This window comes from Alloalcanivorax xenomutans (assembly GCF_900217905.1).
Lineage (GTDB): Bacteria > Pseudomonadota > Gammaproteobacteria > Pseudomonadales > Alcanivoracaceae > Alloalcanivorax > Alloalcanivorax xenomutans.
In genome coordinates, this window is sequence record NZ_OBMO01000018.1 from 1 (window position 1) to 20,206 (window position 20,206).

At 61.1% G+C, this 20,206-nt stretch carries 17 protein-coding genes; 5 read left to right on the forward strand and 12 right to left on the reverse strand.

The window, feature by feature from the left end; translation table 11 throughout:
• Positions 1-399 precede the first annotated feature (399 nt).
• Together pssA and ilvC are read right to left on the reverse strand one after the other, a co-directional pair.
• Positions 400-1,188: a CDP-diacylglycerol--serine O-phosphatidyltransferase gene (gene pssA / locus CRO06_RS14455; protein WP_014996012.1), complete on the reverse strand. Its 789-nt coding sequence runs from the start codon at positions 1,186-1,188 to the stop codon at positions 400-402.
• 175 nt (positions 1,189-1,363) lie between these two features.
• Complete coding sequence (gene ilvC, locus CRO06_RS14460) at positions 1,364-2,389, reverse strand: ketol-acid reductoisomerase (RefSeq protein WP_342352132.1); 1,026 nt, start codon at positions 2,387-2,389, stop codon at positions 1,364-1,366.
• A gap of 154 nt (positions 2,390-2,543) precedes the next feature.
• Here ilvC and ilvY point away from each other — a divergent pair, with 154 nt between their 5' ends.
• Positions 2,544-3,431 (forward strand): HTH-type transcriptional activator IlvY, encoded by an 888-nt coding sequence (gene ilvY, locus CRO06_RS14465; protein WP_022996644.1) that lies wholly within the window; start codon positions 2,544-2,546, stop codon positions 3,429-3,431.
• A 17-nt stretch (positions 3,432-3,448) separates the two neighbouring features.
• On the opposite strand, the gene CRO06_RS14470 is transcribed toward ilvY, so the two are convergent.
• The 6 genes from CRO06_RS14470 to CRO06_RS14495 form a co-directional block, all read right to left on the reverse strand.
• Positions 3,449-4,591 (reverse strand): C4-dicarboxylate TRAP transporter substrate-binding protein, encoded by a 1,143-nt coding sequence (locus CRO06_RS14470; protein ID WP_244902838.1) that lies wholly within the window; start codon positions 4,589-4,591, stop codon positions 3,449-3,451.
• 34 nt (positions 4,592-4,625) lie between these two features.
• Positions 4,626-6,263: a long-chain-fatty-acid--CoA ligase gene (locus CRO06_RS14475; protein ID WP_097058752.1), complete on the reverse strand. Its 1,638-nt coding sequence runs from the start codon at positions 6,261-6,263 to the stop codon at positions 4,626-4,628.
• 158 nt (positions 6,264-6,421) lie between these two features.
• Positions 6,422-6,952 carry a M23 family metallopeptidase gene (locus CRO06_RS14480; protein WP_097058753.1) on the reverse strand — a complete coding sequence of 177 codons (531 nt, stop codon included), beginning with the start codon at positions 6,950-6,952 and terminating at the stop codon, positions 6,422-6,424.
• Between the two features lie 58 nt (positions 6,953-7,010).
• A complete protein-coding gene (locus CRO06_RS14485) occupies positions 7,011-7,625 on the reverse strand; it encodes a LysE family translocator (RefSeq protein WP_097058754.1) in 615 nt (204 codons plus the stop codon).
• Between the two features lie 166 nt (positions 7,626-7,791).
• The gene (gene ilvN / locus CRO06_RS14490; RefSeq protein WP_014996018.1) at positions 7,792-8,283 is read right to left on the reverse strand and encodes an acetolactate synthase small subunit; all 492 of its coding nucleotides are present in this window, start codon (positions 8,281-8,283) and stop codon (positions 7,792-7,794) included.
• On the reverse strand, positions 8,283-10,004 hold the full coding sequence (locus CRO06_RS14495; protein ID WP_097058755.1) for an acetolactate synthase 3 large subunit: 1,722 nt from the start codon (positions 10,002-10,004) through the stop codon (positions 8,283-8,285). The genes ilvN and CRO06_RS14495 overlap by 1 nt, the downstream gene beginning before the upstream one ends.
• 449 nt (positions 10,005-10,453) lie before the next feature.
• Here CRO06_RS14495 and CRO06_RS14500 point away from each other — a divergent pair, with 449 nt between their 5' ends.
• Together CRO06_RS14500 and CRO06_RS14505 are read left to right on the forward strand one after the other, a co-directional pair.
• Positions 10,454-10,900, forward strand: coding sequence for a DUF4124 domain-containing protein (locus tag CRO06_RS14500; RefSeq protein ID WP_063139871.1), 447 nt, complete (start codon positions 10,454-10,456; stop codon positions 10,898-10,900).
• A gap of 179 nt (positions 10,901-11,079) precedes the next feature.
• The gene (locus CRO06_RS14505; protein ID WP_022996653.1) at positions 11,080-12,201 is read left to right on the forward strand and encodes a sterol desaturase family protein; all 1,122 of its coding nucleotides are present in this window, start codon (positions 11,080-11,082) and stop codon (positions 12,199-12,201) included.
• Between the two features lie 328 nt (positions 12,202-12,529).
• Here CRO06_RS14505 and clpB read toward each other — a convergent pair whose 3' ends face one another.
• From clpB to rluD, 3 genes are all read right to left on the reverse strand, one after another.
• Positions 12,530-15,115 carry an ATP-dependent chaperone ClpB gene (clpB, locus tag CRO06_RS14510; protein ID WP_097058756.1) on the reverse strand — a complete coding sequence of 862 codons (2,586 nt, stop codon included), beginning with the start codon at positions 15,113-15,115 and terminating at the stop codon, positions 12,530-12,532.
• A gap of 193 nt (positions 15,116-15,308) precedes the next feature.
• Positions 15,309-16,055 (reverse strand): peptidoglycan editing factor PgeF, encoded by a 747-nt coding sequence (pgeF, locus tag CRO06_RS14515; RefSeq protein WP_097058757.1) that lies wholly within the window; start codon positions 16,053-16,055, stop codon positions 15,309-15,311.
• On the reverse strand, positions 16,052-17,023 hold the full coding sequence (gene rluD / locus CRO06_RS14520; protein WP_022996656.1) for a 23S rRNA pseudouridine(1911/1915/1917) synthase RluD: 972 nt from the start codon (positions 17,021-17,023) through the stop codon (positions 16,052-16,054). The genes pgeF and rluD overlap by 4 nt, the downstream gene beginning before the upstream one ends.
• A gap of 55 nt (positions 17,024-17,078) precedes the next feature.
• Between rluD and CRO06_RS14525 the strand changes: the two genes are divergently transcribed.
• Positions 17,079-17,894, forward strand: a complete 816-nt coding sequence (locus tag CRO06_RS14525) for an outer membrane protein assembly factor BamD (protein ID WP_022996657.1) — start codon at positions 17,079-17,081, stop codon at positions 17,892-17,894.
• Positions 17,895-17,946: 52 nt separating this feature from the next.
• On the opposite strand, the gene CRO06_RS14530 is transcribed toward CRO06_RS14525, so the two are convergent.
• The gene (locus CRO06_RS14530) at positions 17,947-19,572 is read right to left on the reverse strand and encodes an NAD+ synthase (RefSeq protein WP_026949554.1); all 1,626 of its coding nucleotides are present in this window, start codon (positions 19,570-19,572) and stop codon (positions 17,947-17,949) included.
• Positions 19,573-19,937: 365 nt separating this feature from the next.
• Between CRO06_RS14530 and CRO06_RS14535 the strand changes: the two genes are divergently transcribed.
• Positions 19,938-20,198, forward strand: a complete 261-nt coding sequence (locus CRO06_RS14535; RefSeq protein ID WP_097058758.1) for a PP0621 family protein — start codon at positions 19,938-19,940, stop codon at positions 20,196-20,198.
• Positions 20,199-20,206 lie beyond the last annotated feature (8 nt).

Consider the following 20,206-nt stretch of genomic DNA (forward strand, 5'->3'; position numbering starts at 1 on the left):
AATCATGCTCAACTCATTACAACTCAACTGGGTTGACTTGTTCAGAGTCGATATCTAGTCAAGAACTCGACCCCAAACAGGTCCCACACGTTTGCTTGCCTGATTGTTAAAGAGCGTTGGAAGCCTTGCTTCCCGACGACTTCCTGGCGTTGCCTGGTTTGGCGTTGCGCCGTGTCCGCCGTCGTTGTGGGGGCGCATTCTAGGGATTTCCGTCAGGGCGTCAACACCTTTTTCATCTCTTTTTTATCAAACGGTCACCTTTTAAGCGAACACCCTCTCAAACGTCTATTTTTTACTCCATGGCGCTGGTTTTTCAACCATTTTCGCCCTCCCCAGCTCATCCTGGGAAGAACAAGGGGCGCCCATGGCGCCCCTGCGGAAATCCGGATTCGAGCCCGATCAGCTATCCGATCGCTTACGCAGTTGCCAGAGATTGAGCAGCAGCCCCACCACCACATAGATCACTGCCACGCTCAACAGCACCAGTGGCGGATCCAGGAAGACAATGGCAAAAGCAACAATGACCCCCAGCAGGACCTTGAATGGCACCCTTCCGATATGAAACTCCTTGAAAGAGTGGTAGCGCACGGAAGACACCATCAGCAGACCAGCGCCCGCCACGGCCAGCGCGACGATCCAGGAGATGTCATTACCGTCCACGCCACGGCTGGCCCCGAGCCACACCAGGGTCGCCACCAGCCCGGCGCCCGTGGGGCTAGGCAGGCCGATAAAGAAACGTTTGTCGGTGGTCTCCGCTTGCACATTGAAGCGCGCCAGACGCAACGCCGCACAGGCCACATAGATGAACGCCGCCATCCAGCCGAACTTGCCCAGCTCCGACAGACCCCAGGAGTACGCCACCAGCCCCGGCGCCACGCCAAAGGCCACACAGTCGGACAGAGAGTCGTATTCCGCCCCGAACTTGCTCTGGGTATTGGTCAGCCGCGCCACGCCGCCATCCATGCCATCCAGGATGCCGGCGACGATAATGCCGATGGCCGCGTTCTCGAACAGACCGTTCATGGCGGCGACGATGGCGTAGAAGCCGGCGAACAGGGCCCCGGTGGTAAACAGGTTAGGGAGCAGGTACACCCCCTTGTAGCGCGCCCCGGTGCGCTGCTCCGCCTCCACTACCTCGAAGGTTTCCGGTGTCCCGCTTTGCGGGGCTTCCTCTTGCTGCTTGGTCATGATGTATCGCCGACTGAAAAGGTGCGCCTAGTCTAACGCAGCCAACCCCAACAAAAAATTTCCTGGCGCCACCTCGCCCCGGCGCCCGGGATGACCAGGATGCCCGCGACGGACGGCGGCCAAAAAAAACGCGCCCGGAGGCGCGTTTTGGTCGATCACGGACACAGAGCCGCTATCAGTTCTTGCTCTTGTCGACGATCTGGTTGGCCTGGATCCACGGCATCATGCTGCGCAGCTTCTCACCCACCTGCTCGATGGGGTGCTCCGCATTCAGACGACGACGAGCGGTCATGCTCGGATAGTTCAGATCGCCTTCCGAAATAAACATTTTTGCGTATTCGCCATTCTGGATGCGCTTCAGGGCATTGCGCATGGCTTCACGGGACTGGTCGTTGATCACTTCCTGACCGGTGGTGTACTCACCAAACTCCGCATTGTTGGAGATGGAGTAGTTCATGTTGGCGATGCCGCCTTCGTACATCAGATCGACGATCAGCTTCAGTTCGTGCAGACACTCGAAGTACGCCATTTCCGGCGCGTACCCGGCTTCCACCAGGGTCTCGAAGCCCGCTTTCACCAGCTCCACGCAGCCACCGCAGAGTACCGCCTGCTCGCCGAACAAGTCGGTTTCGGTTTCGTCCTTGAAGGTGGTCTCGATGATACCGGTGCGGCCGCCGCCGATACCGCAAGCGTAGGACAGTGCCAGGTCCTTGGCCTGACCGGACGCGTCCTGGAAGATCGCGATCAGATCAGGGATACCACCGCCTTTGGTGAACTCGGTGCGCACCGTGTGGCCCGGGGCTTTCGGCGCGATCATGATCACGTCCAGATCCTTACGCGGCACGATCTGGTTGTAATGGATGCAGAAACCGTGGGCGAAAGCCAGGGTCGCGCCCTGCTTCAGGTTCGGTTCGATTTCGTTCTGGTAGATCGCCGCCTGGTACTCGTCCGGCGCCAGTACCATTACTACATCCGCCTGCTTCACCGCTTCCGGAACGCTGGTGACCTTGAGGCCGGCTGCTTCCGCTTTGGCGGCGGAGGCCGAACCTGGACGCAGCGCCACGGTTACGTCCACACCGGAGTCCTTCAGGTTGTTGGCATGGGCATGGCCCTGGGAGCCGTAACCAACGATGGCCACTTTCTTGCCCTGGACCAGAGAGAGGTCACAGTCTTTGTCGTAATAGACTTGCATGGTCGTAATCCTGTTATGCAGTGAATGTGTGGAGTGAATGCGAAGCGGCCCGGCAGGCCAGCACTGGCTGGTCACGATAGGCTATCAAGGGCATTGCGTAAAATGATATATTTGCAATGCTGCATGCCGAAATTCGCAACAAACCCTGCCTATGGACCCCGCGATGGATATCCGCGCTCTGGAACATTTCCTGACCCTGGCCGAAACCCTGCACTTCGGCCGCACCAGCCGTTTATGCCACATCAGCCCCTCCGCGCTGAGCCGCAGCATCCGGCAGTTGGAGCAGGAGGTCGGCACCACTTTGCTGTATCGGGACAATCGCCGGGTCAGCCTCACCCGCGAAGGGGAGCGCTTCCGCGACTATGCGCGCCAGGCGGTGAGCGACTGGAATACGGTACGCCTGGCACTGCAGGATGACCAGCGGGTGCTCCGCGGCGAACTAAGCCTGTATTGTTCGGTCACCGCCAGCTACAGCTTTCTCCACGACATGCTCAGCAGCTTCCGCGCCAACTTCCCTCGCATCGAGATCAAGTTACACACCGGCGATCCGGCCCAGGCCGAGGAACGGGTTCTGTCCGGCACCGAGGACATCGCCGTCGGCGCCCGTCCGGTGCAAATGCCCAATGGTATCGCCTTTCACCCGGTAACCCGCTCGGCCCTGCTGTTCATCGCCCCCGCCAGTCAACCGCAGCTGGCCGAACGGCTGTCCGGCAAGGCCGCCGGCAACGCCTGGCGGGACGTCCCCATGATTCTGTCCGAGGAGGGGCTGGCCCGGGAGCGTACCGACCGCTGGTTTCGGGATCTGGGCCTGCGCCCGCAGATCTACGCCCAGGTCAGCGGCAACGAGGCCATCGTCAGCATGGTCAGTCTGGGGTTTGGCGTCGGCGTGGTGCCGCAGATCGTGCTCGATAACAGCCCGCTTGCCAGCCGCATCCGCATTCTCGATGTGCAGCCACGGCTGGAAGCTTACGAGGTAGGATTGTTTGCTCTGGAGAAGAGACTGGGGGAACCGCTGATCGACGCCTTCTGGAACCAGCAGAATCCAGGCTGACGGCTCTTCCCATCCGATCACATTCCGTAACGGGCCGGATCGACTTTCGAGAACACCTCGCGCCAATACAGCTGTGCCAACTGCTCCGGACTCTCAACGCCGCCCACCAGATCTTGCCAGCGCTGCAACAAAGGCCGGAAGGCATCGATCAGCTCAGCGGCGTTCTCCACGCCGTAGCGCTTGCGGTAGTTTTCCGCGATGGTTTTCACATCCTTATCGATGAAGGCCTGGGTAGCGGCCCGGAAAGCGTCACCAGCCCGATGCACATTGATGCCATTTTCTTTCGCGGCGGCCAGATTCTCCGCACCCAGCGCGTCATAGCCCCAGGAGGCCTCCGCTGAAAACACCGCCGAGGCTTTCAATACCGCGCGACGCTCGGCCTCACTCAACCCCCGCCAGGTATCACGGTTCATATTGTTCACACCGGAACCACCGAACACGCCACCAGGAACGCCCAGAGTGATATCCGTCACCACCTCATCCAGTTTGAAGATCGACAGCTCCGTGGTGGTCTGCACGGTGCAATCCACCACCCCTTGATTCAGCCCTTCGTAGATCTCGTTCACCGACATGGTGATCGGCGTGGCGCCCATTTCCTCCACCCAGCGGGCCCACTGGGCACCGGAGGTGCGCACCCGCTTGCCCGTCAGATCCTTTGCTTCCCGGATCGGCGTGGTACACAGCAGCGGCAGCGTCGGAGTGGAGCCGGATCCGAGAAAGACCTGATTTTGCGCGGCCAGCTCTTTCTGACAACCCGGGCAGGACTGGAACAGAAACTCGGAGAAAGCACCAGTGAAAATCAGCCCCGCGTGGGCAGGATCTTCACCACCGGCGTTGAGCAACATGGAGATCTCCGCCAGCATGTTGATACGCGGATACTCCCCCGGGAAGTACGGGAACAATATCACGGCCGCGTCCGCCATACCGTCACGCACACCGGCGGAGCTTTCCAGCAGATTAAGCAGCGTCAGCGAAAAGACCCGGGCGGAAAGCGCGCCATCCGTCTCATCCTTCAATACTTGCGTATACTTCTGAGCGGCCTGTTCCGCCACCGAGTTGGGCGGGTAACCGGAAGCGAAACGCAGGGACTTGGCGTACCCCGGCCCCGACATGAAAACAGCGGCAAACGCCAGCAACGCCAGGCATCTTCGTAGCTTCATCATTATTCTCCTGATTCAGGATCACGTGACATCTTCACAATGAGAAAGACGCCGTCTCGTCATAGAGTTCTTTCTTAGACAGCTTGCCCACCGGTGTCTTCGGTAATTCGTCGCGCAACGCCAATGCACGCACCATCTCGTGCTTGCCAAGACGATCAGCGAGAAAGTCCTGCAGACTTTCCAATGTCAAAGAGGCGCCGGATTGGCGCAAACGAACGAAAGCCATCGGAGACTGCCCGCGGTAACTGTCCTTTACGCCGATCACCGACACTTCCTCCACGTCCGGGTGCTCGTAGATGGCTTCCTCGATCACTCTCGGATAAACGTTGTAGCCGCTGCACAGGATCATGTCCTTGGTACGATCGACGATGTACACATAGCCGCGCTGGTCCATGTAACCCACATCGCCGGTGCGGAAGTAACCGTCCTCGGTGAACGAGGCCGTGGTGGCATCAGGGTTGTTCCAGTAACGCGGCATGACATTGGGGCCGGCAACACAAATCTCACCACGCTCACCGGCGGCCAGCGAGCCTTCCGCGTCCATGGGGGCGATCTTCATCGACACACCGGGCACCAGACAGCCACAGGAACCTTGCGGCGGGCGTTCTCCGGTGAGCGGCGTGTAGGTACCCACCGCGGTGGTCTCCGTCATGCCCCAGCCTTCACCGAGACGGCACCCGGTCAGCTCCTGAAAGCGCTGCTGCACTTCCACCGGTAAAGGGGCGCCACCGGAATTACACAGCCGCAGAGAAGTAAGATCGTACTCCCCCACCTGAGGGTGATGGATCAGCGCGATGAACATGGTGGGTACCGCCGGCAATACCGACAGGCGGTGTTCATGCACCGCTTTCAGCACCGCATCGGGATCAAAACGGCTGTGCAAATAGAGTTCGGCCGCCAGCCGGATACCGAACAGCAGGTTCACCGTCATCGAGTAAATATGGAACGGCGGCAGCACCGCCAGCACCCGTTCCTGACCGGTTTGCAAATCACCGGCCAAAGCCGCCATCAGTTGCTGGCAGCCACAGGTGAGATTGCCGTGGGTCAGCTCCGCCCCTTTCGGCACGCCGGTGGTGCCACCGGTGTATTGCAGCACCGCCAGCGTGTTTTCCGGGTCCGCCACCGGGTAGGGCTGAAAGTCCCCGTCATTATTGAGCAGGTCAGCGAAGCTGAGAATTACCGCCTCCATTGTGTCACTGGTAGCGCCAGCGCCGGCGAAGTCCGTGGGCGAGCCTACCACCAGAGTCCGCAGACGGGAGGTCTCCAGAAACCCCCGGATCCGTGGCAACAGTTCCGGCACATCCAGCGTCACCATGATGTCGCTGTGGCTGTCTTCAATCTTGTGCGCCAGAGTGCGTTCCGCATCCAGAGGGGAATAGTTGACGACGGTGCCACCGGCTCTCAGCACACCAAGAAAAGCGATGGCGTAGTGAGGTGTGTTGCCGAGAAACAGACCGACATGAACGCCAGGCTTCACTCCCAGGTCCTGAAACCCCCGGGCTGCCCGGTTCACCAAACGATGAAAATCGGCATAGGAAAGCCGTACACCTTCAAAATACAGAGCGGGATGTTGCGGAAAACGGGCCGCGGTTTCTTCCAGTGCCTGATACACCGGCTCCGCCGCGAACGCCGCCGCGTCCCTGACCTGGCCCGGGGCCTGGCTTGCAGTCATGGCAGCTCCTTGTTGTTGTCATGGGCTGAACAGAGTCGACCCTAGCCTAGGTGGGGCTGGCCCGACATGACCAATGAATGGTTTTCATGGAGCGCTATAAACAAGGAGAGGGGAGGCGCGGGCGGCGCCAGGACGGCCACAGCGGAACATGGGGGTTTTCAGTGTCCCCGCGGGGTAAATACATCGACAGGGTCGAGAAAGAACATCTTCTTCCAGCCCTGCGTCTCCGTTGTCATCCGCCAGGGCAACGGAATCAGGGACAGTACCGAATAATGCAAATGAGGAGGCTTCCCCCTGGCATTGCCGGAATCTCCGACCCCGCCTATTTGGCGCCCTTTCGCCACCCATAGGGGCATCGGAGTGGCCGGCTCATTCAGATGCGCGTAGTAGTGAAGGCGCCATTTCGGCCCCAGTACGATCACCACTTTCCCGCCCAGGCTGAGTTCCCCCTGATACAATCGGATACCAGGAACGGCGGAAACCACCGGCGTCCCCCGGACGGCAAAGATATCGATGCCTTTATGCACGCCGGAAGCGCCCCAGGGTTCAAACCAGAAGGATTTCGGGTGCCAATCACTGGCCGTGGCGCCTTGCACTGGAATGCGAGCATGTTCCGGGAGCAGTAAACCGGCCGCCACAACAACAAGCAAAGCCCATAGCCCCCTTTTGAGGCGAAATCCTTTCACCATGCCCTCTCGCACCTCCGCAGTATCGCCCTGGCACTCTACCTATCGGCAACCACCCGCTTCAACGTCCACTGATCGCCAGCTGCACGCCCAAACCGGCAAAGGCGGCGGCGAACCCTCTGCGCAAACCGTTCCGCACTCGCGGCGACGCCATGATCATCCGCCGGAAACCATGGGCCAGTTGCCCATAGCAGACAAACACGGCGAACGTCATCGCCATCAAAACACCGCTTAACAATAACAGCTGCGCAAAGGGAGACGGGCTGCCCGGCGGAATAAACTGAGGCAGGAACGCCAGGAAGAACAGACTGAGTTTCGGGTTAAGAACATTGACCAGAAAGGCACGGCCGATAACCGCCAGAGGACGAATTCCGGCGGCGTCTCCGGACACCTGGAGCTGTAGCCCGTTTTTCCAGGTCATCCAGGCCAGATAGAGCAGATAAGCCACCCCGGCGAACTTCACCAGTTGAAACACCACCGCACTGGTGTGCATGATCGCCGCCAGCCCCAGCACTGTCGCCAGTAGATGAGGAATAATACCCAACGTGCAACCCAGCGCGGCGTAAAAGCCGGCCGCTCGGCCCTGGGCCAGCGCCGCCGCCACCGTGCACAGCACCCCAGCCCCGGGCATCAGCACCACGATCAGCGTGGTCAGCAAGAATTCGACGGTGATCATCAGGGTTACCTTTCTCGGGTTGCACTCAGACAGGTTCGTATTCCGCTGTTTACCACAGGGACGTTCCTTTTACCCGGAACTTGATACACCGTTCCAGGGTCCCGCGCAAAAACAACAAACCCCGCACCAGGCGGGGTTCGTTGTTTCCGGTCGATAGCGCGAACCGTCACAGGCTCAACACTTTCTCCCCACGGGCAATGCCGGACACGCCGGAGCGCACCACTTCCAGCACCTGGGTTTCACCGATGGCGTTGATGAACGCCTCCAGCTTATCGGTGGTCCCGGTGAGCTGAACGGTGTAAACGGTAGCGGTCACATCCACGATCTGGCCACGGAAGATGTCCACGGTGCGCTTCACTTCCGCGCGCTGGGCACCGGTGGCCTTGATCTTCATGAGCATGATCTCACGTTCGATGTGAGCCCCTTCGGTGAGATCCACCAGCTTGACCACCTCGATCAGCTTGTTGAGGTGCTTGGTGATCTGCTCGATCTTGTACTCGTCACCGGTGGTGGTCATGGTCAGGCGCGACAGAGTCGGATCTTCCGTGGGCGCCACGGTGAGCGTCTCGATGTTGTAGCCTCGCTGGGAGAACAGAGCCACCACCCGGGACAGGGCGCCGGGTTCGTTTTCCATCAGAATCGAAATGATACGTCTCATCAGGTGCGCTCCGTCTTGCTCAGCCACATATCACGCATGGCGCCATCGGCGATGTGCATCGGGTACACGTGCTCGGTGGGATCCACGTAGATGTCCATGAAGACCAGCCGGTCCTTGAGCGCGAACGCTTCGTTCATGGCGCCCTCCAGGTCCTCGAATTTCTCCACCTTGATGCCCACATGACCGTAAGACTCGGCCAGTTTGACGAAGTCCGGCAGGGATTCCATATAGGACTGGCTGTGGCGGCCGCCATACTGCATGTCCTGCCACTGGCGCACCATGCCGAGGGCCTGGTTGTTGATGTTGATGATCTTCACCGGCAGACCATACTGCAGACAGGTGGACAGCTCCTGGATGTTCATCTGGATCGAGCCTTCACCAGTGACACAGGCAACCACCGCGTCCGGGAAGGCGAACTGCACGCCCATGGCCGCTGGCAGTCCGAAGCCCATGGTGCCGAGGCCGCCGGAGTTGATCCATTGGCGCGGGCTGTCGAACTTGTAGAACTGGGCGGCGAACATCTGATGTTGCCCCACGTCGGAGGTGACATAGGCCTTGCCTTCAGTCGCCTTGTACAGTGCCTCGACCACCTGCTGCGGCTTCATCGGGCCGCTTTCATTGGTCTCGTAGCGCAGGCCGTGGAACTCCCGCCAGCCGTCGATTTCCTGCCACCAGCGCTCCAGCGCCTTGTGGTCCGGCTCGTTGTCCTGCTCATCGAGCATGGACAGCATTTCATCCAGTACCTGCTGTACCGGACCGACGATGGGAATGTGCGCCGCCACGTTCTTGGAGATGCTGGCCGGATCGATATCGATGTGGATCAGCTTGGCCCCGGGGCAGAACTTCTTGGTGTTGTTGGTGACCCGGTCATCCAGCCGCGCACCGGCGGCCAGGATCACGTCGGCGCTGTGCATCGCCATGTTGGCTTCGTAGGTCCCGTGCATGCCGAGCATGCCGAGGAACTGACGATCGGTCCCCGGATAAGCACCCAACCCCATCAAAGTGTTGGTCACCGGGAAGTTGAGCTTACGGGCCAGTTTGGTCAGCGCTTCGCTGGCCTCGCCCTGAACCACGCCGCCACCGGAATAGATAACCGGACGTTTGGCCTTGAGCAGCTCTTCCACCGCCTTGCGGATCTGGCCGGAATGACCACGGGTCACCGGCGCGTAGGAGCGCAACTTGACCTTCTTCGGGTATTCGTACGGGAAGGTCTTGTTGGGGGCGGTGTGATCCTTGGGAATATCGATCAGTACCGGGCCGGGACGGCCGGTGGTGGCGATGTAGAACGCCTTTTTAAAGATCTCCGGGATATCCTTGGGATCGCGAACCATGAAGCTGTGCTTCACCACCGGGCGGGAGACGCCGATCATGTCGGTCTCCTGGAAGGCGTCATCACCGATCCAGTCGGAGCGAACCTGGCCGGACAACACGATCATCGGAATCGAATCCATGAAGGCGGTGGCCAGGCCGGTAATGGCATTGGTGGCGCCGGGGCCGGAAGTCACCATCACCACGCCGGGCTTGCCGGTGGCGCGAGCGTAGCCGTCAGCGGCGTGAGTCGCCGCCTGCTCATGGCGCACCAGAATATGACTGACTTTGTCCTGCTTGAATAACGCGTCGTAGATGTGCAGAACGGAACCTCCGGGATACCCGAAGATGTACTCCACACCCTCTTCTTGCAGTGCACGGACAACCATATCCGCGCCGGATAACATTTCCACGGTTGCTACCTCTAAGTTCAGAACAATAGCGATCACTCCGCCGAGAGCGGAGGACAACGTTTACCTGTGGAATAGGGCGCCCTATTTAAGCACCCTGGGGTCGGTCGCGGCGGTTGGCCGGCAACAGACACAGGCAGAGGGACCTGGAGGAATCGCGCCCGCGACGGGGTGAGAAACCTCCGGAGGTTCCCACAGCGGGACGAGAATGCAGTCATACTGCTGACACCGGACGCCGCGGTAACGACGCCCCGAATCCCGGCCACACAGCCACCGGTAAGTGGTTGCGGGTCCCGATCTCCGGAAAGGTCTTAATATTGTCAGAAATGCGGGCGATTTCAAAGCCCTAATGGCCACAGTACCTTGCCTGGCCGGCGGCTTCATTGGCATGCTTGGGTGGCTAATACTTTTTTCGGAGGGAATCCCGGATCACGCTTCCGGGCCGGATCACTATGAAACCATTACTCATTGCCGCCGCCTTGCTGATCGCCAGCCCGTATCTTCCGGCCGCCACCTACTACAAATGGGTGGACGACCAGGGTGTCACCCACTATGACGCGCAGCCCCCGGAGGGCCAGGAAGCCCAATCAGTACGCACCCGCCGCTCCGCCAGCTCCGACCAGGCCGACGCCTTGGAAAGGCTGGAACAGGACCGCGCCCGGCGCGCCCGTCCCGACGAGGAAAACGCCTCCACCGGAGCTGACGGCGCCGTAAGCGAGGAAACCCGGGCCGCCTGCGACCAGCATCGGCGTAATCTGGCGGCCCTGACGGAAAAGCCCCTGGTGCGACGCGAGAACCCGGAGACTGGCGAAATGGAGGTTCTGGACCAGGAAAAACGGGCCGAGATTCTGGAACAGACCCGCGCCGCGGTATCATTCTGCGATAGCCGGGGGGCCTGACGCGGTTTGTTACCACTGGAAGCGGGTTCCTTTGCCGGCTTTCAGGCTTAAAATGCTCCCAATTCCTGTTACTGGACGCCCTATATCGGACTCCTTATATCGAACAAGAGCTCCGGCGTTCCGGATGCTATGATCCCTATCACGCCCCCAGCCCGGTGATTACCCAAGGACAGCCCAACATGACGGATTATTTGAGAGAACGCTTCGAGGATGTGGATCTGACCCCCGGCCAGGGCAAGATCAGCGCTACCGTCGCCGTCGGCCTCGGCCTGCTTTCCCTGCTCGGTGGTTTCTGTTTTCTGTTCCCGAATCTGCTCACCACACCGGAATTTCGTGCTTTCTATAGCGCCGACGTGCTGCGCATGGTGCTCTTCGCCGGTATCGCCATCGCCTTCTGTGCCGGCTTTATCAGTGTCTGGCGCCATCAGGATCCACGCTACGGCCTGGCCGGCATGATCATGGCCTGCATGGCCGCCCTGCTCGGCTCCGGCAGGATCGATGTGCCGCCGGTGGACGGCCGCAGCCTCTATGCCGGGCTGGACTATTTCATCCTCACCCTGCTGGTGTTGGCCCTGGTGTTCATCCCGATGGAACGGATCTATCCGAAGGACCCCGAGCAAAGAGTGCTGCGCCGGGGCTGGATCACGGACATGAAGTACTTCCTGTTCAGCCATGTCGGCCTGCAGTTAATTAGCTTCTTCACCGTGATCCCGATTCAGGTGTTCCTGCACGACAAAGTCGATATTGGCTTCCAACAGGCCATCGCCAGCCAGCCGCTGTGGCTGCAGTTCATCGAGATTCTGATCGTGGTGGATCTGGGCAGCTACTGGATTCACCGGGCATTCCATGAAGTGCCCTGGTTGTGGAAGTTTCACGCCGTGCACCATTCGACCCAGCAAATGGACTGGCTTGCCTCATCACGACTGCATCTGGTGGAAATCGTCGCCAACCGCTTCGTCGGTTATTTGCCGATCTTCATCCTCGGCTTTTCGCCATCGGCGGTGTATGCCTATCTGGTGTTCATTTCCTTCCATGCGATTTTCATCCACGCCAATGTGCGTTTCCGTTTTCCGCTGCTGCGCTGGGTCATCGCCACCCCGGAATTCCACCACTGGCACCACTCCTCGGAGGACGAGGCGGTGGACAAAAATTACGCCGCCTTCCTGCCGCTCTACGACAAACTGTTCGGCACGCTGCACATGCCCGACAAACTGGCGGCACGGTACGGCACCCGCGCCAGCACCCAGGTACCGGAAGGCGTGGTGCAACAGTTCACCTTCCCGTTCCGACGTTCCTCCTGAACGCACAACGCCGGCTCTAAGAGCCTGTTTACGATCTATTCGCCACCGCGTTGCTGCTTGAAAAGCCGCCAGAGGGCGTCGCGGACTGCAGGCTTTGGTGGGGCCAAAGGCAAAGGCCGGGGCGTCCTCTGGCGGCTTTTCAAGCGCAACCCGAAGGGCCGGGCCCCTTTTTCCGCCAGGCCGTGATTACGCTTGTTCATGTAGACCGACTACATAGCACAATCGAAATCACGGCCTGACGAAAAAATGAACTCCGGCGCGGCGGTGAATAGATCGTAAACAGGCTCTAAGGCCGGCGTTGTGGTACTTGCCGGAACAGCGCGGACAATCACCCCTTGGTGAAGGTGAACCTGCCGTCCGCCACATCCACACTGATGGCATCACCCTGGACAAACTCGCCTTTGAGCAGCGCCTGTGCCAGCGGATTCTCCAACTGGTTCTGGATCGCCCGCTTCAGCGGCCGCGCGCCATATACCGGGTCGAAGCCCGCTTCCACCAGCTTGTCCAACGCCGCGTCGGACAGCGTCAGGGACATTTCCCGCTCCACCAGCCGCTTGCGCAGATAGTCGAGCTGAATGCCGGCGATTCCTTTCAACTGCGCCTGCCCCAACGGGTGGAATACCACCGTCTCGTCCACCCGGTTGATGAACTCCGGACGGAAATGCTGGCCGACCACCTCCATTACCGCGGCTTTCATTGCTTCATAATCGCCTTCGCCGGCCATGCGTTGGATCAGGTCCGACCCCAGGTTCGAGGTCATCACCACCACCGTGTTACGGAAGTCCACGGTGCGGCCCTGGCCATCGGTAAGGCGGCCGTCTTCCAGCACTTGCAGCAGCACGTTGAAGACATCCGGGTGCGCTTTTTCCACTTCATCCAGCAACACCACGGAATACGGTTTACGGCGTACCGCCTCGGTGAGATAACCGCCTTCCTCATAACCGACATAGCCCGGAGGCGCGCCGATCAGCCTGGCCACGGAATGCTTCTCCATGAACTCGGACATGTCGATGCGCACCATGGCTTCCTCGGTATCGAACAGGAAACCGGCCAGCGCCTTGCACAGCTCCGTCTTACCCACCCCGGTGGGGCCGAGGAACAGGAAGCTGCCATTCGGACGGTTCGGATCCGACAGCCCGGCGCGGGAACGCCGCACCGCGTTGGAGACCGCTTCCACCGCCTCTTCCTGGCCAACCACGCGATGATGCAGCGCCTCTTCCATGCGCAACAGCTTCTCGCGCTCGCCCTCCAGCATCTTGGACACCGGAATCCCGGTCCATTTGGAAACCACTTCCGCCACTTCCTCATCGGTAACCTTGTTGCGTAGCAACTGGGTTTCCACCTGAGCGGCTTCCTCGCGCTCCTGGGCCTGCTGAACCTTCTTCTCCAGCTCCGGGATCACCCCGTACTGCAACTCGGACATGCGGTTCAGGTCGCCGGCGCGGCGTGCCTGCTCCATATCCACACGGGCCTGTTCCAGTTCCGCCTTGTACTGTTGAGCGCCCTGCAACGCGGCTTTCTCCGCGTTCCAGATCTCTTCCAGATCGGCGTATTCCTTCTCCAGGGCCGCGATGTCCGCCTCCAGTTTTTCCAGCCGTTTCCTGCTTGCCTCGTCCTCTTCCTTGCGCAGCGCTTCCCGCTCCATCTTCAGTTGGATCAGGCGCCGATCGAGGCGGTCCATTTCTTCCGGCATGGAATCGATTTCCATACGGATACGGCTGGCCGCTTCATCGATCAGATCGATGGCCTTGTCCGGCAACTGGCGGTCGGTGATATAACGATGGCTCAGTTTGGCGGCGGCGATGATGGCGCCGTCAGTGATGTCGACACCATGGTGAACCTCATAGCGTTCCTTCAGGCCACGCAGGATGGCGATGGTGTCTTCCACCGACGGTTCGTCCACCAGTACTTTCTGGAAACGACGTTCCAGAGCGGCGTCTTTTTCAATGTACTGACGATACTCGTTCAGCGTGGTGGCACCGACGCAATGCAGCTCACCGCGCGCCAACGCTGGCTTGAGCATGTTGCCCGCGTCCATGGCGCCATCGGCCTTGCCGGCGCCGACCATGGTGTGCAGCTCATCGATGAACAGGATCACCCGCCCTTCCTGCTTGGACAGTTCGTTGAGCACGGCTTTCAGGCGTTCCTCGAACTCGCCACGGTATTTGGCGCCGGCGATCAGCGCCGCCATATCCAGGGACAGAACCCGCTTCTCCTTGAGCCCTTCCGGCACTTCACCGTTGACGATACGTTGCGCCAGCCCCTCGACGATGGCGGTTTTACCGACCCCCGGCTCACCGATCAGCACCGGGTTGTTCTTGGTCCGGCGCTGTAGCACCTGAATAGTGCGGCGGATTTCATCATCCCGGCCGATCACCGGATCCAGCTTGCCGCTCTCGGCGCGGGCAGTGAGGTCCGTGGTGTACTTCTTGAGGGACTCCATACGATCTTCGGCGTTGGGGTCGTCCACCGATTCACCACCACGAACTTCCTGGATTTTCTCCGCCAGCACCGCCTTGCGCACACCGGCGTTCTTCATCAGTTTGCCGACATCACCGTTGTCGTCACAGGCCGCCAGCAACACCGCTTCGGTGGAAATATACTGATCACCGCGTTGTTGAGCTTCCCGGTCCGCCAGGTTCAACAAGCGCCCCAGATTCTGGGAAAGCTGAACGTCTCCGGTGAACTGGCCTACGGTGGGCAGCTTGTCCATCGCCATCTTCAGAGCGGTGATCACATCGGCCGGATTGGCGCCGGCCTTTTCCAGCAACGGCGTGGCGACGCCGCCGCGTTGTTGTAGCAGAGCCAGCATCAGATGCACCGGCTCGATGGCATTGTGGCTCTGTCCCACCGCCAGCGATTGGGCTTCGCCCAAAGCTTCCTGCAGACGAGCGGTCAGTTTGTCCATTCGCATGAATGACTTCTCCTGGTTGCGCGTAAGAACCAGCCCTCCACCCTTTTGGTTTCAACGGCACTGGCTATTACCGACTGTTCAAAATCTGATCTATAAATGCGGGCGGCGCCCTGGAATTCAAGCAGCCCATCCCGGAAAAACCGCCGATATTGATCCAGATTAAGAAAAACGGAGATGGCGGGCCCGGCCCCGATCAGGGCTCAAGCCAAACCAGAGAAGCGAAACGGCCGGTCTGGCCTTCCTTGCGGTAGGAATAGAAGTGGGTGAGATCGCCGGCGGTGCAATGCTCCCCTCCGGACACGTCTTCCACACCGGCCTGATGCAACACCAGGGTGGCGGCGTGGGTCAGCGAGAAACGCCAATGGCCGGGGGTGGCGTCACGCGTGAAAGCGGGCTCGAACAGTTCCGAGGATTCCATGAAGGCGCGGCGCACCTCCTCCCCCACCTGATAGACGCGCCCGGAAATCGCCGGCCCCATCCAGGCGGAGAGCGCCTCCCCTTCCGGCGCCAGGATCGACACCGCTCTTTGTACAATCCCGGCATGCAGCCCGCGCCAGCCAGCGTGCACCGCGGCCACCGCGCTGCCGTCCTGGCGCGCCAGTAATACCGGCAGGCAATCCGCGGTGAGCACCACACAAGGCCAGCCGCTCTCGTTGGTCCAGACCCCGTCGGCGCGGTTGCCCCGTTCGCCGGCGCGAATGACCCGGTCACTGTGGATCTGTTGCAGCCAGGCTGGAGGATGATCCACTTGCAGCAGCCGGTGTACATGGCGGCGGGCGGTTTCCACCCGGGCGGGCTCGTCACCGCAGTTGGCGCCGAGATTGAATCCGGCCCAAGGAGGGGGCGAATGACGCCCCAGGCGGGTGGTGACCACCGACCGCACCCGCGGGTGCGGGTGCCATTCCGGCCAGAGCCACTGACTGACATCCGGCAGCGTCATTGCGCCTCCCGGTCCTCCTCGAGGACCCGAATCAGAGTCTGCAGGTCTTCCGGCAGCGGCGTTTCGAATTCCAGATACTCGCCGCTGACCGGGTGCACCAGGCCGAGGCGGCGGGCGTGCAGGGCCTGCCGGGGGAACCGGCGCAACGCCTCGCGTAAGGCCTCGGTGGCGCCAGCGGGAAACTTCAGGCGACCACCGTACAACGGATCCCCCACCAACGGATAGTGGCGGTGAGCCATGTGAACGCGAATCTGATGAGTCCGTCCGGTTTCCAAACGGACCTGGATCCGGGTGTGAGCCCGGTAGCGGTCCATCACACGGAAGTGCGTCACCGCCGGCTTGCCCCCCTGAGCCACCACCGCCTGGCGTTTACGGTCCACCGGATGACGGCCTATGGGCGCATCCACGGTGCCGCCGCCGGTCATCACCCCGACAGCGATGGCTTCGTACTCACGATGCAGACTCTTGTCCTGCAGTTGCGCCACCAGCCCGCTATGCGCCTCCAGGGATCGGGCCACCACCATCAGACCGGTGGTATCCCGATCCAGGCGGTGGACAATGCCGGCCCGGGGCAGACTTGAGAGACGTTCATCCAAATGGAGCAGCCCATTGAGCAAGGTTCCGTCGGCATGCCCCGCCGCCGGATGCACCACCAGTCCCGCCGGCTTGTTGATGACGATCAGATCCTCATCCTCGTACACCACCGGCAAACTGATTGCCTCGGGCTGATCCTCCAGCTCCGGCGCCAGCTCCGCCTCCAGGGTCAGGCTCTCGCCGCCCACCAGTTTGTCCTTGGGGCGCGCCTTGCGGCCGTTGACGGTCAGAGCGCCTTGCTTGATCCAGGTTTGCAGCCGCGAGCGCGAGAATCCCTCGAACAGCTCCGCCGCCACCTGATCCAAGCGGGCGCCGGCGTGATCCACGCTCACCTGCTCGGTGCGTTGAATTTTCTCCCCGCCGAGATGTCCCATATCGCAACCTGTGATTAAATAGCGCTCCATTGTAGCGCGTCGAACCGAGGAAAAAATGCCACGTCTGTTTTGGCCACTGATTATCGCCGTGATGGTGAGCGCCTGTTCCAGCAAGCCCGTCGAGAGCCCGGAGCGCACCGAGGTCGAGCAATATAAGCAGGCGCGGGAGTCGCTGGAAGCGAAAAATTACCTGACCGCCATCGACAGCCTGAAGGAACTGGAAGCCCGCTTCCCTTATGGCACCTATGCCGAACAGGCGCAGCTGGACCTGATCTACGCCCAGTTCATGTCCCAGGATTACCCGGCCGCGGTGGTCGCCGCCCAGCGCTTCATCCGCTCCTACCCGGCTCACCCGAGCCTGGACTACGCCCTCTATATGCACGGGCTTTCCAACTATTACCTGGAGCGCGGCCTGTTCGATAACATCATGAGCACCGACAAGTCATCCCGTGACCTGAGCGCGGCCCGTAATGCCTTCGAGGACTTCGAGCGTCTGGTGAACCGCTTCCCGGACAGTGACTATGCCCCCGACGCGCGTTCACGCATGGTGTTCATCCGCAACCAGTTCGCCGCTCAGGAACTGCATGCCGCCCGCTATTATGCCCGGCGCGGCGCCTATATCGCCGCCATCAACCGGGCTCAATACGTGGTGCGTCACTATCAGGGCACGCCTTCGGTACCGGAAGCGCTGGCGATCATGGCCAAGGGCTACGAGCGCATCAATCAGCCGGAACTGGCCGACAAGAGCCGCCGGGTACTGGCGCAGAACTGGCCGGATTCCGACTATATGGACGACGACCGGGTCACCCTGTCCTGGTGGCCGGACAAGGACAACGGCATCCTCAGCCTGCTGACCTTCGATTTGCTGTAAGCGGACCACGAGGCCGCTGCAGGAGAACCCCGCGGCGGCTTTGATACCCTTCTCAGTCCCCCGGCCGCCAGCCATTGGTAATCGGATAGCGCCGGTCCTTGCCAAACGCCCTGCGGCTGACTCTCGGCCCCACCGCCGACTGGCGGCGCTTGTATTCATTGCGGTCGGTCAGGCGCACCACCCGATACACCACATCCCGGTCGAAACCGGCGCGGATCACCGCTTCGGCGCTCATATCCTGTTCCACATAGCGCTCCAGAATGGCATCCAGCTCGTCATAGTCGGGCAGCGAATCCGAATCCACCTGATCCGGGGCCAATTCCGCGGACGGCGGCCGGTCGATCACCCGCTGCGGAATGATCTCGGTGCCGGCCTTCTGGTTACGCCAGCGGGCGACGCGGAACACCCAGGTCTTGAAGACGTCCTTGAGCACCGAGAAGCCACCGGCCATATCGCCATAGAGCGTGGCATAGCCCACCGCCATTTCGCTCTTGTTACCGGTGGTGAGCACGACCGAGCCACCCTTGTTGGAGAGCGCCATCAGCAGCACGCCGCGACAGCGGGCCTGGAGATTTTCCTCGGTAGTGTCGGTATCGAGCCCGGCGAACGGCTCCGCCAGGATGTCCATGAAGCCATTGAAGGCCGGCTCGATCGGCAGTACCCGGTATTTCACCCGCAACGCCCGGGCCTGTTTCTCGGCGTCCTCGATGCTCATGGCGGAGGTATAGCGGAACGGCATCATCACCGCTTCCACCCGCTCCGGGCCCAGGGCATCCACCGCCACCGCCAGCGTCAGAGCGGAGTCGATGCCGCCGGACAGCCCCAACAGGGCTCCTTTGAAACCGTTCTTGTTGACGTAATCGCGCACCGCCAGCACCAGCGCCCGATACATGCTCTCCTCACCCACCGGCACCGGCAGTACTTCGCCCCTGACCGCCAGCACGGCGCCTTCACCACTCAGGTCCACCGGCACCAGGCCTTCCTCGAAACTGGCGCCCTGCAGACACAGATGGCCGGCTCCGTCCACGGCAAAGGACGCGCCGTCGAAGACCAGCTCATCCTGCCCGCCCACCATGTTGCAATAGAGCACCGGCAGTCCGGTTTCCCGGGCACGGGAGGCCACCTGCTCGAAGCGTTCCTCCGGTTTGCTGGCGCGGAACGGCGAGGCATTCAGATTGATGATGGCATCGGCACCGGCTTCCGCCGCGGCGGCGGCCGGTGCCGCGTACCAGATGTCCTCGCATATGGTGATGCCCAGCTGCAGGCCCTGAAACTCGAACACCATGGCGCTGTTACCGGGCTGAAAGTAGCGCTTCTCGTCAAACACGCGGTAATTGGGCAAGCATTGCTTGAAGTATTCGTGGCGCGGCCCCTCGTCACCGGGATAAAGCACGCCGGCGGCGTTGCGGCGCACACCGTTGCGTACCGCCGGATAGCCGACGATCACGGGCACTTCCACGGCGGCGCCGATAGAGGCCAGGGCGTCGTCGATACGCCGGTTGAGGCTGGGCCTCAGTAACAGATCCTCCGGCGGGTAACCGGTCAGCATCAGTTCCGGAAAGACCACCAGTTCCGCCCCCAACAGGGTGCGGGCCTCACGGGCGGCATCGATCACCGCCCGCGCATTACCTTCGATATCGCCCACCAGCGGATTGCGCTGGGCCATCACTATTCGCATAGGAAGTGTGCCTTCATCATGTCCGGGCCCCGGCGGCCACCCTGCCCGCCGCCTTGGGCCGATCTCTTTCCTCTCGGCTGCGCTGATTGTACTCTGTAGCCGGCCGGGTTACATAAGAGCCTGCTCAAGGCCTGTTTAAAGTTTCCACGCCACCGCACCGGAGTTCTTTTCCTTACTGTATCCGGCCCTCTCCGGGTATCCAGGGTAGCGGCTTTCAGCGCCTGGTCACGTGTTCGGCGACACTCAAGGGTATGGAAACGCGAAACAAGTTCCAACACATGCCCGAAAGCACGGGGGTTCGGGCCAGAGTCAGGCAAAAGTTCACCGGGACAACGAGCCGGTGAGTGATTTATGGGGAGGCAGGAATGGGGCTGATCAAGCTGGTGATACTGGCCGCGCTGATTTACGTGATCTGGCGGCTGGTCAAAGGGGTCTCCGCCAATCATGCCGCCCGGGGACGCGATCCGCGTCGCTCTTCCCGCACCATCGACAGCGAACGCATGGTCAAATGCCATCTGTGCGGGGTGCATGTACCGGAAACCGAAGCCTTCCGTCACCAATCGCTGGACTTCTGCTCCCGCGAACACCGCCGCGAATACCTGGAACACCAGGAAAGCGACGACTGACCCGGAAA

What these genes read in the sequence shown, in the direction of transcription:
- pgeF (WP_097058757.1), bottom strand. Translation starts at nt 16,055, where the DNA reads ATGACGCTGCCGGATGTCAGTCAGTGGCTCTGGCCGGAATGGCACCCG.
- CRO06_RS14530 (WP_026949554.1), bottom strand. Translation starts at nt 19,572, where the DNA reads ATGCGAATAGTGATGGCCCAGCGCAATCCGCTGGTGGGCGATATCGAA.
- CRO06_RS14505 (WP_022996653.1), top strand. Translation starts at nt 11,080, where the DNA reads ATGACGGATTATTTGAGAGAACGCTTCGAGGATGTGGATCTGACCCCC.
- pssA (WP_014996012.1), bottom strand. Translation starts at nt 1,188, where the DNA reads ATGACCAAGCAGCAAGAGGAAGCCCCGCAAAGCGGGACACCGGAAACC.
- rluD (WP_022996656.1), bottom strand. Translation starts at nt 17,023, where the DNA reads ATGGGACATCTCGGCGGGGAGAAAATTCAACGCACCGAGCAGGTGAGC.
- CRO06_RS14525 (WP_022996657.1), top strand. Translation starts at nt 17,079, where the DNA reads ATGCCACGTCTGTTTTGGCCACTGATTATCGCCGTGATGGTGAGCGCC.
- CRO06_RS14500 (WP_063139871.1), top strand. Translation starts at nt 10,454, where the DNA reads ATGAAACCATTACTCATTGCCGCCGCCTTGCTGATCGCCAGCCCGTAT.
- CRO06_RS14475 (WP_097058752.1), bottom strand. Translation starts at nt 6,263, where the DNA reads ATGACTGCAAGCCAGGCCCCGGGCCAGGTCAGGGACGCGGCGGCGTTC.
- CRO06_RS14470 (WP_244902838.1), bottom strand. Translation starts at nt 4,591, where the DNA reads ATGAAGCTACGAAGATGCCTGGCGTTGCTGGCGTTTGCCGCTGTTTTC.
- CRO06_RS14535 (WP_097058758.1), top strand. Translation starts at nt 19,938, where the DNA reads ATGGGGCTGATCAAGCTGGTGATACTGGCCGCGCTGATTTACGTGATC.
- ilvY (WP_022996644.1), top strand. Translation starts at nt 2,544, where the DNA reads ATGGATATCCGCGCTCTGGAACATTTCCTGACCCTGGCCGAAACCCTG.
- CRO06_RS14485 (WP_097058754.1), bottom strand. Translation starts at nt 7,625, where the DNA reads ATGATCACCGTCGAATTCTTGCTGACCACGCTGATCGTGGTGCTGATG.
- CRO06_RS14480 (WP_097058753.1), bottom strand. Translation starts at nt 6,952, where the DNA reads ATGGTGAAAGGATTTCGCCTCAAAAGGGGGCTATGGGCTTTGCTTGTT.
- ilvN (WP_014996018.1), bottom strand. Translation starts at nt 8,283, where the DNA reads ATGAGACGTATCATTTCGATTCTGATGGAAAACGAACCCGGCGCCCTG.
- clpB (WP_097058756.1), bottom strand. Translation starts at nt 15,115, where the DNA reads ATGCGAATGGACAAACTGACCGCTCGTCTGCAGGAAGCTTTGGGCGAA.